The sequence below is a fragment of the Candidatus Accumulibacter phosphatis genome (genome assembly GCF_000024165.1).
GTDB lineage: Bacteria > Pseudomonadota > Gammaproteobacteria > Burkholderiales > Rhodocyclaceae > Accumulibacter > Accumulibacter phosphatis.
Genome location: NC_013194.1, coordinates 4,121,411 through 4,133,985 on the forward strand (window position 1 = coordinate 4,121,411; position 12,575 = coordinate 4,133,985).

At 63.7% G+C, this 12,575-nt stretch carries 11 protein-coding genes; 4 read left to right on the forward strand and 7 right to left on the reverse strand.

Annotated features, from left to right (window positions below):
• Positions 1-45: 45 nt before the first annotated feature.
• On the reverse strand, positions 46-357 hold the full coding sequence (locus CAP2UW1_RS17915; RefSeq protein ID WP_015768039.1) for a c-type cytochrome: 312 nt from the start codon (positions 355-357) through the stop codon (positions 46-48).
• A 156-nt stretch (positions 358-513) separates the two neighbouring features.
• On the reverse strand, positions 514-2,370 hold the full coding sequence (ilvD, locus tag CAP2UW1_RS17920; protein WP_015768040.1) for a dihydroxy-acid dehydratase: 1,857 nt from the start codon (positions 2,368-2,370) through the stop codon (positions 514-516).
• An 83-nt stretch (positions 2,371-2,453) separates the two neighbouring features.
• Here ilvD and lgt point away from each other — a divergent pair, with 83 nt between their 5' ends.
• Genes lgt through CAP2UW1_RS17935 form a run of 3 tightly spaced genes read left to right on the forward strand, consistent with a single transcriptional unit; the run spans position 2,454 to position 5,201 of the window.
• Entirely contained in the window at positions 2,454-3,251 is a 798-nt protein-coding gene (gene lgt / locus CAP2UW1_RS17925; RefSeq protein WP_015768041.1) for a prolipoprotein diacylglyceryl transferase, read from the forward strand.
• 38 nt (positions 3,252-3,289) lie between these two features.
• Positions 3,290-4,675, forward strand: a complete 1,386-nt coding sequence (locus CAP2UW1_RS17930; protein WP_015768042.1) for a malonyl-CoA decarboxylase — start codon at positions 3,290-3,292, stop codon at positions 4,673-4,675.
• A gap of 52 nt (positions 4,676-4,727) precedes the next feature.
• Positions 4,728-5,201 (forward strand): VOC family protein, encoded by a 474-nt coding sequence (locus CAP2UW1_RS17935; protein ID WP_015768043.1) that lies wholly within the window; start codon positions 4,728-4,730, stop codon positions 5,199-5,201.
• A 705-nt stretch (positions 5,202-5,906) separates the two neighbouring features.
• On the opposite strand, the gene istB is transcribed toward CAP2UW1_RS17935, so the two are convergent.
• The 4 genes from istB to CAP2UW1_RS24730 form a co-directional block, all read right to left on the reverse strand.
• Positions 5,907-6,722 carry an IS21-like element helper ATPase IstB gene (istB, locus tag CAP2UW1_RS17940; protein ID WP_015768044.1) on the reverse strand — a complete coding sequence of 272 codons (816 nt, stop codon included), beginning with the start codon at positions 6,720-6,722 and terminating at the stop codon, positions 5,907-5,909.
• On the reverse strand, positions 6,715-8,106 hold the full coding sequence (locus tag CAP2UW1_RS17945) for a Mu transposase domain-containing protein (protein ID WP_041567750.1): 1,392 nt from the start codon (positions 8,104-8,106) through the stop codon (positions 6,715-6,717). Before CAP2UW1_RS17945 ends, istB begins: the two co-directional genes overlap by 8 nt.
• A complete protein-coding gene (locus CAP2UW1_RS17950) occupies positions 8,012-9,010 on the reverse strand; it encodes a ParB/RepB/Spo0J family partition protein (protein ID WP_015768045.1) in 999 nt (332 codons plus the stop codon). The genes CAP2UW1_RS17945 and CAP2UW1_RS17950 overlap by 95 nt, the downstream gene beginning before the upstream one ends.
• Before the next feature lie 83 nt (positions 9,011-9,093).
• Positions 9,094-9,531, reverse strand: a complete 438-nt coding sequence (locus CAP2UW1_RS24730) for a hypothetical protein (RefSeq protein WP_015768046.1) — start codon at positions 9,529-9,531, stop codon at positions 9,094-9,096.
• Positions 9,532-10,638: 1,107 nt separating this feature from the next.
• Here CAP2UW1_RS24730 and ppk2 point away from each other — a divergent pair.
• A complete protein-coding gene (gene ppk2, locus CAP2UW1_RS17955; RefSeq protein WP_015768047.1) occupies positions 10,639-11,640 on the forward strand; it encodes a polyphosphate kinase 2 in 1,002 nt (333 codons plus the stop codon).
• A gap of 202 nt (positions 11,641-11,842) precedes the next feature.
• Here ppk2 and CAP2UW1_RS17960 read toward each other — a convergent pair whose 3' ends face one another.
• Complete coding sequence (locus CAP2UW1_RS17960; RefSeq protein ID WP_015768048.1) at positions 11,843-12,286, reverse strand: cache domain-containing protein; 444 nt, start codon at positions 12,284-12,286, stop codon at positions 11,843-11,845.
• Positions 12,287-12,575: the final 289 nt, after the last annotated feature.

A 12,575-nucleotide genomic window follows, 5' to 3' on the forward strand; every position in this document is an offset into this window, starting at 1 on the left:
GAAACAGAAGACCGGCGCTTGGCCGGTCTTCTTTTCGTCACGCGATCACTTCAAGCTGAGAATCCAGCCGACCAGCTTCTTGGCCTCTTCGGGTGTCACCGAGGCATTTGGTGGCATCGGTACCGGACCCCAGACACCCTTGCCACCCTTGATGACCTTCTCGGCCAACATGGCTTCATCCTTGGCGGTGTATTTCTTGGCAACCTCCTGATACGCCGGACCGACGACCTTCTTGTCCACGGCGTGACAAGCCAGACAACCCTTGGACTTGGCCAGCGCCGATTCGTCAGCAGCCGAGACAGCTCCAGCGGACATAATGCCGGCAGCAGCCAGCAGGCTCACGTAGATTGCTTTCATGCTCTTAACTCCGTTCAGGTAGGTGGTTTGAAACGCCACGATATTATTTCAGTTTCGCCGCCTTGGAAAGCGTCTTGTCCGCCTGGCTGGTGGCAGCACACGTGACCTCTCGCTGAACGCCACCAGAACGAGGCGCGTTGACAGCGCCACCTCTGGTCAGCGTCTGTGCAGCTGATCGAGATCGCGGACCGCGCCAGTGGCCGCCGAAGTCGCCATCAGGGCATAAGCCTGCAATGCCCGCGAAACCAGCCGCCGGCGCTCGACCGCCGGCCGCCAGGCGGCCTCGCCCGTGGACTCCATCGCGGCGCGGCGCCTGGCCATTTCCGAATCGGCAATCGCCAGATGGATGATGCGACGCGGGATGTCGATCTCGATCACGTCCCCTTCCTCGATCAGCCCGATCGCCCCGCCTTCCGCCGCCTCCGGCGAAGCGTGCCCGATCGACAACCCCGACGTACCGCCCGAAAAGCGGCCGTCGGTGAGCAGCGCGCAGACCTTTCCCAAACCCTTCGATTTCAGGTAGGACGTCGGGTAAAGCATTTCCTGCATGCCGGGTCCGCCCTTCGGACCTTCATAGCGAATGACGACCACCTCTCCCGCCTTGACCTGATCACCGAGAATCGCCTGCACGGCATCATCCTGACTCTCGAATACCCGCGCCTTGCCGCTGAACACCCAGATGCTCTCGTCAACACCGGCGGTCTTGACGATGCAGCCGTCGCTCGCGATGTTGCCATAGAGCACAGCCAGCCCGCCTTCCTGCGAATAGGCACTGGCCTTGTCACGAATACAACCGTGCGTCCGATCCAGATCCAGTTCCGGGTAGCGGCGGCCCTGCGAGAAAGCCGTCTGGGTCGGGATGCCTCCCGGCGCCGCCTTGAAGAACTCGAACACGTCCGGGTCGCGCGTGCGCATCACGTCCCAAACGTCGATCGCTTCGCCAAGGGTTCGCACGTGCACGGTCGGCACCTCACGATGAATCAGGCCAGCACGATCGAGTTCGCCGAGAATCGCGAAGATGCCGCCGGCGCGATGCACATCCTCCATGTGGTAATCGGGCGTGGCTGGCGCCACCTTGGCCAGACACGGAACCTGACGCGAAATGCGATCGATGTCGTCCATCGAGAAGTTGACCCCGCCCTCCTGCGCCGCCGCCAGAATGTGCAGGACGGTGTTCGTCGAACCACCCATCGACACGTCGAGCGCCATGGCGTTCTCGAACGCGGCGAACGAGCCGATCGACCGCGGCAAGACCGAAACGTCGTCCTGCTCGTAGTAGCGCCGGCACAGGTCGACGATCTGGCGGCCAGCCCTGAGGAACAGTTGCCGGCGATCGGCATGGGTGGCAAGAAGGCTGCCGTTGCCCGGCAGGGAAAAGCCGAGCGCCTCGGTCAGGCAGTTCATCGAGTTGGCGGTGAACATGCCGGAACACGAACCGCAGGTCGGGCAGGCGGACCGTTCAAAGGCGTCCACTTCGTCGTCCGAACAGTTGCTGTCGCCGCCCTTGACCATCGCATCGACGAGATCGACAGCAATCACCCTGCCGCCCCACTTGACCTTGCCGGCCTCCATCGGGCCGCCGGAAACGAAGATCGCCGGGATATTCACCCGCATCGCCGCCATCAGCATTCCCGGAGTGATCTTGTCACAGTTGGAGATGCACACCATGGCGTCCGCGCAGTGCGCATTGACCATGTACTCCACCGAATCGGCAATCAGGTCGCGTGAGGGCAGCGAGTAGAGCATTCCGTCGTGCCCCATGGCGATACCGTCGTCGATGGCGATGGTATTGAATTCCTTGGCGACGCCACCGGCGGCCTCGATTTCGCGGGCAACCAGCTGACCAAGATCCTTGAGGTGCACGTGACCGGGAACGAACTGGGTGAAGGAATTGACGACGGCGATGATCGGCTTGCCGAAATCGCCGTCCTGCATTCCAGTCGCCCGCCACAGGGCACGCGCGCCGGCCATGTTGCGGCCATGGGTCGAGGTGCGGGAACGATAGTGGGGCATTGCCGATCTCCAATCGAGAACACGCCAGAGGGTGGCGCGGTATAATCGAGATTCTATCCGAAAGCCCCCAGGGTGTTGGTGCCGTGTTGATTCATCCGCAGTTCGACCCCGTCGCACTCAAGCTGGGCCCTGTGAGCGTGCACTGGTATGGGCTGATGTACTTGCTGGCCTTCCTTCAGTTCTGGTGGCTCGGCCGACACCGCATCCGCACGCATCCGCAGCTTTCGCAGGCATCCTGGACCGTCCAGCAACTCGACGATCTGCTCTTCTACGGCGTCCTCGGCGTGATCATCGGCGGGCGGCTCGGTCAGGTGCTGTTCTACGAGCCGGGCTACTACCTGACGCACCCGCTGCAGATCCTCGCCGTATGGAAAGGGGGCATGTCGTTTCACGGCGGCTTCCTCGGCGTGCTCGTCGCGATGGCACTGTACGCGCGCAAGACCGCGAGGAGCTGGCTCGAGATCACCGACTTCATCGCGCCGCTGGTGCCGCTCGGCCTCGCCGTCGGGCGTATCGGCAATTTCATCAACGGCGAGTTGTGGGGCCGTCCCGCGGATTCATCCTTGCCATGGGCCATGGTCTTCCCCTGGGTCGACGATTTGCCGCGCCATCCATCGCAGATCTATCAGGCGGGCCTCGAAGGCCTCGCGCTGTTTGTCGTCCTCTGGTTGTATTCAGGGAACACGCAGCCGCGCGGCGCCGTTTCCGGCGTGTTTCTCATCGGCTATGGGCTTCTGCGCTGGGTCGCCGAGTATTTCCGCTCGCCGGATGATGGTATCTTTGGTCTCTCTCACACCATCAGCATGGGGCAGTGGCTGTCCTTGCCGATGGTCCTCTTCGGAATCGTTTTTGTCGTCTCCGCGCATCGCCGACGCATCTGACCCGAAGGCGCCGCCGGTCGCGGATGGAGGAGAAGAAAATGCCTGCAGGAATTGTTGTCCGGGGGCTGCGCAAGGTGCGCACACTGCTCGCCGAAGGTCCCGGCCTCCGCGGTCTCGATGGCAAGCAACTAGTGCGAATCCGCGAGTTGCTGCATGAATGCGCCAGCGGCGTCGGCGGCGAAATCTCGGCGAGGCAGCGCGCCGGGCGGCTCGCGGAAGCCTATCTGCGTCTTGATGACGAAGGTCGCGCGACGTTCCTGCGCGTCATTGCCACCGAATTCGGCCCCGATCCGCAGCTGGTCGCCAAGGCACATGCCGACTACCAGGCAGCCATCGACAGCAACGACCGGTGGACTGCCGAGTCGGCGCTACGCAATGCCATGCGTTCGTCTCGCCTGCGCGTCCTGACGCAATTCACCGCCCTGCCGCAAGGCGTCAAGTTCCTGGTCGATCTCCGCGCCGATCTGCTCCGTCTGATTGGCCAGGATCCCGCCCTGCGCTCGCTCGACCGAGAACTCGAAACCCGTCTGAGCGCATGGTTCGACGTGGGTTTCCTCGAGTTGCAACGGATCACCTGGAACTCGCCGGCAACGCTCCTCGAAAAACTGATCGAGTACGAAGCGGTGCACGAGATCCGTTCCTGGAGCGACCTCAAGAACCGCCTTGATTCCGATCGCCGCTGCTACGCGTTCTTCCACCCACGCATGCCGATGGAACCGTTGATCTTCGTCGAGGTGGCGCTGACCGACAAGCTCGCCGACAACGTCCAGACCCTGCTCGATGAGCATGCGCCGGTCTTCGATGCGCCACGCGCCAATACGGCGATCTTTTATTCGATCTCGAACACGCAGGTCGGTCTGCGCGGCGTGTCGTTCGGTAACTTCCTGCTCAAGCGCGTGGTCGACGATCTGAAGCGCGACTACCCGCGTCTCATCAACTTTGCGACCCTATCCCCCCTGCCCTCCTTCCGTCGCTGGGCCGAGAAGAATCCGGAAGCCTGGCAGAAGGCTTTCAGCGAAGCCGATCTGGAGCGGATCAGGCGACACCAGGCGGCCGGGACGACGAAGATCGACAACGCAAGCGATCTGGCGACGCTGCTCGCCGACGATGGTTGGGCCGATGATGACCGCTTGGCACGCGCCCTGCAGCATGGCCTGATGCGGCTTGCCGCGCGCTACCTGCTGACTCCCGACAAAGGCGGACGTCCTTACGACCCGGTTGCCCGTTTCCATCTGGGCAACGGGGCGCGCATCGAGCGCCTCAACTATCTGGCGGACACCTCGGCGCGCGGCCGGCGACAGTCGTATGGACTGATGGTGAATTATTTGTACGACCCTGATACTATCGAAGCGAACGTCGAGGCTTTTTCACGCGGTGGTGAGATGGCTGCGAACCCCGCAATACGCCGTTCTGCCCGCGACTGAGACAACACGGGCATAACGTTTATTTCGATCCTGTCAATAGAAAGAACATCACATGCAACAACGTCCATTCAAAGTCCTGGGTATCCAGCAGATCGCCATCGGCGGCCCCGACAAGATGAAGCTTCGTCAGCTGTGGGTCGACATGCTCGGCCTCGAGATCACCGGCAACTTCGTCAGCGAACGCGAGAACGTTGACGAAGACATCGCCGCAATGGGCAAAGGCCCGTTCAAGGTCGAGGTTGATCTGATGCAACCGGTTGACCCCGAGAAGAAGCCGGCGGTTCACGCCACACCCCTCAACCACGTCGGCCTGTGGATCGACGACCTGCCGAAGGCGGTTGAGTGGCTGACCGCCAATGGCGTGCGCTTCGCGCCGGGTGGCATCCGCAAGGGTGCCGCCGGGTTCGACATCACTTTCCTGCATCCGAAGGCCAGCCCCGAGTTTCCGATCGCCGGAGAAGGTGTGCTGATCGAAATGGTTCAAGCGCCGCCGGAAGTCGTCGAGGCCTTTGCCAAGCTGGGCTGACACCGCAAACCCGCAATCCCCCGAAACACCGCGTCGCGCTTTTCGCCGATGCGGTGTTTTTGTTGCGCCTGCGTAGTGTGGCGGCAGGTGGCCGCCCACCAGTCACCCATTAGTCGCCCACCCCTATCTGCGATCGCGTCCTTGTCGGTTCGCCGCGAACACCGCCAGCGGAGCGGGAAGCGGGTCCTCAACTGGCAGCACAACACTCCGACCTGACCGACCGCACTGGCGCGCGCGAAGCAGCAGGCCGCAAGCCACCCGACGAACGCCCGGGCGCGATCTTCGTCGCCGCGCGCCTTGACGCTCACGAAACCTGACCCTTTTTTGCTCACGAGAATTGAGCCAGCGGTAGCGCAGGCCTAGGTGGTAAGCGCGGCTGCGTGCAAGGGTTGAAGCTGTTGAAGAAGTGGCCTTCGCCAAGCCGTGCGGAGGGTTTTTTCTTCGTGGCTGGCGGAAGCCTTGGGGGGTGAGGGAGAGGCGCCCCGGAGCTGGGTCAAGGGCAGGCTGCGGCTTTTCGCAGCCTGGCGCAGCGTCCCTTGACGCAGCGGAGGGGCGATACGCTGGGGCGTGGCAGTAAGGGCGGCAGTATCGCGCTTACTGCCATGCAGACCGGCGTTTGAGGCGTCCGACCCACGCGGCGGTCATCGAGGAGCAACGGTGATGCTGGGCGAGCAAGCGACCGCCGTTCACCGGTGGCTTCAAGCGCTACGCGGAGTCGTCTGGCGAGGTCTTCCTGCGAGACGTCGCGCGGGTGGAGGCAGCTGTCGGGGCCGTCGTTTGGGTTGCCTGGGAGCCAGCCGGCTCGCTGCGCAAACTCGCACCACTCAAGCGCAGGAGGGTGCAGCGATGCTGCAGGCGGTCGAGCAGCGCATCGACCAGCGGTTTCTTCTGAAACAACTCGTACCAATCGGGCAGGTCGACATTCGTTGTGACAATCGTCGACAGACGCAGATTGTAGCGCTGGTCCATCAGGCGGAAGAACGCGTTGACCTGCTCGGGCTTTAGGTTGAGGTAGCCGAGTTCGTCGATGACGATCAACGGCAGGCGGCACAACTGATTGAGAAGCCCAATCGTCGAGCGGTCAGCGAGCGAAGCATACAGTTCGTCGAGCAAGGCCTGTGCGTTATAGAAACGGGCGCGGTAGCCATTCAGACACGCTTCGCGCAGGAGCCCGATGGCGATTCCCGACTTGCCGGTGCCGGGCGGGCCGATCAGCAGGAGGTTCTCGCCGCGGCGCAGAAAGTCGAGCCCCGCGAGGGTCAGGACCTGCGCCTTGTTCACGCTCGGCTGACGGGCGAAGGGGAACGACTGCAAGGTCCACGGCCAGGGTAGATGGGCCTGGGCCAGACGATAGGCCAGGCTCTTCTCGCGCCGCGCCGCTTCTTCGGCGCGAAGCAGGCGAAAGAGCACCTCGGGGACCGGCGTCCCCTGCCGTTCGGCGAGGTCGAGTTCCTCGTCGAGGACGCGCTCCATTCCGGACCAGCGCATCTGCGCAATCAGCGCCTTGAGCGGCTCACGCATCGTCGTCTCCGCGGTCGAGGCGGAAGAAGTCCCCGGCCACCTGCTGCAGGATCATCGCCTCCAGGCGGCCGAGGTCGAAGAGACCAAACTTCAGCGCCTGCGCGACCGCCGCGAGGAAGGGACTTTCCGGGTAGCTTCGCCGGAACCCCAGCAAGCGGCGTAGGGGCCGCACCCCGCGCCCGTGCGCCTGCTTGACGAGCGCCGCGACGTACGCGTCGAGCACAGGGTGGTGGCCCTGCAGCAAGGTGGCTTCAGGCGGCGGGGTACGATCCTGACGCTGCGGCGTCGGGTGATGCCCGGGCAGCTTCTGCTTGGCATCGCGTACGCCGATCAGCCGCGGGTGGACCGCGACCAGTTGCTCGCGGGCACAGATCCTGAGTTCGCTGGCGTACAGATAAACCGTCAGCGTCTTGCCCACCCAACGTTCGGGCACCGAGTAGCGATTGGTCTCGATCGACACGAAGCCGTACAGATCGACCACCCGCTCGGCCACCTGATAGACCGGCGGCAACACCGCCGGCAGCGGCTGCAGACAGGACCTCTCCATCGCGTAGGCCGCGCTTGGCGCCATCCCCAGGACACGCTTCGGCTTGGCATTCGCCACCTTCTCGCACCAGGCTCGCGCCTGCTGGTTCAGGTCGGCGAAATCGGCGAACGTCCGCCCGGCCAGGAAATTGCCTTCGACCCAGGCAAAAGGTCTTTCGACGCGCCCCTTGCGGTCGGGTTGGTTCACCGGGTGGGCACGGAAGGCGAATCCCAGCGTGCGCGCGAACGCCACCATCTCGGGCGCGAACACGGCATCGTCGCCGGCGCCGTCGACGACGATCACGCTGGTGTTGTCGATGACGCAGGTCGGGCAGCAGCCGGCCAGGAAGCGCACGGCCTCGAGCAGGAACTGCTTGGCTTCAAAGCGCGTAAAGCGCGGGTAGTACTGGAGGAACAGGCAGCGCGAATAGGCCAGGATCAGCGACGCGCATTGCGCCGTCAGCGTCTTGCCGGCCAGGATCACGCGATGGGGCGAGGTATCGTGCTGCATCTCCTGGCCGGGCGCGAAGACATACTCGCCAGCGCGTTTGGGCGGCGAGCGCAGACCGGCTTCCCGGATCCATCGGGTGAGCGTGCTGTAGCCGGGATGGAGGCCCAGTTCCGCCTGCAGCATCTCCTGTAGGCGGACCCCATAGCCGCGCACGCGCGCAAAAGCGGCAGGGAGCCAGAGGCGTACCGGCGCCGGGCACGCGGGCTCGCGCGCGTCGGCAAGAACCGGCATTCGCAGGATGCGGCGAATCGTATTACGCGACAGCTTCAAGAGCCGGCTGATCTCGCGAACAGCCAGGCCTTGCTGATGCAGCGTCTGGACGGATTGACGAATCTCGGGGGATATCATGCGGGCAAATCCTGGTCAGATGGCGCTGAAGCGACGCGAGCGCCGGTTGCAAAGAAGCCACCGCCGCCGTGACGGCGGGCGGCATAGCGGTCGATGGCGAACTCAAGGCGGACAAACGCCGCTTCAGACGGGCACCGACGGCTTCCAGGATGCGCAGGTCGGCGAGCACCTCGCCTTCCGGCCCCTCGCGCAGACGTTCGGCAACCTTCTCTTCCTGCCGAGCGGCGACGGCTTCGAGCAACAGCTGCGGCGACTCGACCATGCGCTCGCGCACCGGTCGCGCAGCGCGTTGATACTGCGCAAACCAGTTGGCCAATTGCCGAGTTGACAGGGGCGTCGTGCGCAGGGTCGCGAGCAGTTGTTCGGCGTGCGCGCTATTGGCGCGCGCCAACGGTCCGAGGATGCGGACCGCCGCCCAGGTCGACACCTGCCCCTGGCGTACGGCCTCGAGCAAGGCGTCCGACAGCCCCCCGAGCAGTTGCAGACGGCGACTGACCCAGCTCACATCGCGCCCGCAACGCCGGGCGACTTCGTGTTGACTCAACTGCCCGCCCGAAATCAACTCGCGCAACAGGAAGGCTTCTTCGATCGGCGCAAACGATCGGCTGCGCGTCCGCGCCAACACGCCCAACAGCGCCTGCGCGAGATCCGCCTGCCAGCATTCGACCTCGGCCGTATCGCGCCCGAGGTGACGCAACGCGGCGATGCGTCGATAGCCGTCGACCAGGATGAACGCCTCGCCCTCCCCGGCGACCGCAATGCAGGGAACCAATTGACCATCGGCCGCGATTGACCTGGCCAGACGCGTGATCGCCGGAGGGTCCGGCAAGCGAAGCGATGCATAGCGCAAATCGAGGCGGTGCAAGTCGAGGCTCAGAACCCCCGCAGCAGCCAACTTATCCATGCGAGATACCTCCTGTCGGACCTAGCGTACCGGCCAGGCGGCGGCAAGGCGAGAGAGTCTTCTTTTGCAATCTCAGCAGGCCTTCACGGTGAAGCGCAAGCTGCTGTAATCAAAGTGATTTCGACCATCCACGCGTCACTCTTTGCAAGCGACGCGTCCACCACCGGGGATAAACGGTAAGTACCTGAAGGAAGGGGCATTTCAACCTTTGACGCGTTCATCTTTGCAATCTGCCCGGCCGCCTTGTCCTGCGCGCGTTGCCGCTGCTGGGCGCGGTTGCGCTCGGCGTACTCCGGGTGTTGGCGTCGATAGTTCCGCCAATAGTCCGGGTGGCGCTCCGCCCAGGCCTGTTGCACCCGCTTCTGGTTCTCGCGATAGTCCGGATCGTTCTGGCGCCTGGTTGCCTGCCAACGCCGTCGCCGTTCACGTTGGCAGGCGGCAGCGGAACAAAAGCGTTGCTCTGCAATTTGCGGGCGTGGCCGAAAGGGGGCCTGGCACGCCTGGCATTGCCGGAATTCCATGGTGAGTTCTCCCCGCACGAGGTCGTGATGTCGCGCGGGAAGATACGGCGGCCGGAGTGATTCCTGACTGTGGGAGGGCTTATGAGGTCCGGGACGAATTTGTTGGGGACTGCGCGCGCCGCGAGGGGCTTCTCTGCCGCACCGTCAGGAAGACGCGCCTTCGGACTGAGGCGCTATCGCTCCGGATAACACACGAGGAACACCGACCGCCACCGGGAGCCGTTGCGCATCAACGGGGCCACGTCTCTCGCCATCTCAGCAGCCCAGACCGTCCTACCTGTGGCAGGACCTCTTCTCTCTTTCACATGCGGCGCGGCAAGCCCGGGCAGTGGGTCAGTCCGGGTGAGCAGGAGCGGGTCAACTCTGGTGAGCGCCAAGGCCGCGCGTAAGCACCAATCCGTTACTGTCGTTCGACGCGTCGCCAGCAGAATCGTCTGGCGCCCGCGGCACCACCGGCGGTCGCCGGCAGAACCCGCCGGACTGCACGTTTCGTGCGCAGAATTGTGCATTCCTGCGAGAAAATGCGCGATAATTGGCGCCCCCGGACCATCCGGCGCAAAGAGGAATGGAACCATGCCAACGACTCAGGAACCTATCGAGGCCGCCGCTCGCATCGACAGTACGGCCGCAAGCTCGCCCCCCCGGACACCAGGGGCTGCCCACCCCCTGCAGTCCCTTGGCGCGCGCCACCCTGACGCGGCGTGACCGTTTCCCGTCCCCCACAGCCCACCCGTCTACCCAATCTGGCGTCTCGCCAGGCGGTGGGATCTCCGACAGTTCATTGCCCGTCCGCGTGTGCCGGCGATCCGACCGTGCCAGCGTGGGTACTGTGCGCCTTTTCAGCGATCAGCGCGTCCCTGTCGTTCACTGAACCGTGAGCTTACGGTGTGGCGGGATGTGGCGCGGTCGCGCCCTACCCCTCCACCGGGCACCGTGACGTGCAGCTCCGCACGACATCCGCACCAGCCAGTTGCGCCACGCTGCTCTGCCACGACGCCGTTTTATCTATTACCCGTTTTCAGCCACACCAAGGAGGCATCAATGAGTGAAGTCAAGACTGTCCAGGAAGAGGTCGTACCGGAAGGCGATTCAGCCAAGATCGAGAACGTGACCGCGCAACAGGAAGCAGAGCCCGTCAAGGAAGTCCCCGCCAAGACGGCAAGCAAGAACGCTGTGAAAGGCGATGGCAAGAATGGGGAGCGCAGCACGCCCGCCAAAGCGACCAAGGCCAAGACTCCCAATCCCAAGGTGGCCAAGGCAGCACCGGCAGGGCAGAAGGCAGACGCAGCCCAGGCCAAGGCCAGCCAGAGCGAGACCGTACACGTCCGCAAGCCGGCGCTCAAGACCAAGCTGTACGAAGAGACTCTCTCGAAACTGCAGATCGAACTGGTGAAACTGCAGGAGTGGATCAAGTTCAAGAAGCTTAAAGTGGTGGTCCTGTTCGAAGGACGCGACGCAGCCGGCAAGGGCGGTACGATCAAACGCATTACCGAGAGCCTCAGCCCGCGGGTCACCCGAGTGGCGGCGCTGCCCGCGCCGACGGATCGGGAGCAGAGCCAGTGGTACTTCCAGCGCTACGTCCAACACCTCCCCGCCGGCGGCGAAATGGTGTTGTTCGATCGCAGTTGGTATAACCGGGCCGGCGTCGAACGGGTCATGGGATTCTGTACGGAAGAGGAATATCGCGAGTTTCTGCGTACCTGTCCGGAATTCGAACGGATGCTCGTGCGTAGCGGAATCATCCTGATCAAGTATTGGTTCTCGGTCAGCAACGAGGAGCAGGAGCGCCGCTTCCAGAAGCGGATCTTCCATCCTGAGAAACACTGGAAACTCAGTCCGATGGACCTCGAGTCGCGGGCGCGCTGGGTGGAATACTCGAAAGCCAAGGACGCCATGTTTGCGCACACCGACATCAAGCAGGCACCCTGGTATGTGGTCGATGGCGACGACAAGAAGCGGGCTCGCCTCAATGTCATCACGCACCTGCTGAACATGATCGACTATGAGGACCTGACACCCGAACCAATCGTCCTGCCGCCGCGTCAGGACGAGCGCGGCTACGTGCGCCCACCTCTGTCTGACCAGACCTTCATCCCCGAAGTCTATTGAGGCACCGCGGTGCCGGGCCTGCCAGATCGGCGGTCCGCGCTACGCGTGCGCCGACGTAACCGGCCTTGCTTACTGACCTCCCCGAACGGCAACTGCCACGCTGCAAGCAGCGCCCCGCCGTTCGGGGACGATCTCGCGGATCCACCGTTGTGGGTCGCCGGCCCGGACCAGGCGCGAGCATGCCCACGACATTGGCGAAGGCTTACTTGTAGTAGCCCACCGCACAGACCTGATCGCCAATCCTGGTGACGTAGGCGACCTTGGTGACGAGATCGGTCTGACCGGGACGCGGCCACATGTAGCTGACCTCGGCAATCGCACCCTCCTTGGCGGCGGCGTAGACTTCCTCGCCCAGCGGTTTGCCGGCCTTGTCCTTGAGATCCTTGAGGCTCTTGCCGAGCAGAGTCGGATGCGCAGTGAAGTTCCCGTCCGGACCACCGCAGTACGGATACAGGTCACGATCCTTGAAGCCGCCTTCACCCTTGGTAAACATCACCAAGGCCTTGGGCTTGTCAGCCTTCACGGCGGCAACCGCCTTTTCGAGCATGGCTTTGGCCTCCGCCGGAGTACCATACTCAGCGGCCGAGGCCGTACCAACAAGACCGGCAACGGCCAGTGCTGAAACAACAGCCAATCGACGTAGCATCAAAAAACCTCCTTGTCAAAGTCATCGGATAACAACGGTGAGTTGCTGACCTGCCGAAAAAGCCAGGGGAAACCCCAGCAGGAACATGGTAGCCGAAAACGAGCCCGCGTGATCGAAGTTCTGCCGCGGCGGTCGTGCAGGAAGCAAGCCGGAGTCAGGCGCCGCGGTTCTCCGACGCACCGCCAATGCTGCCCGCGCATGTGTGCCCTGTGCACGCCGCTGACCCGTGCCAGACGCCTGGGGCAGGCGTCACTGGAAGGAACCGTGGATTGGCGAGTGGAAGACCCGG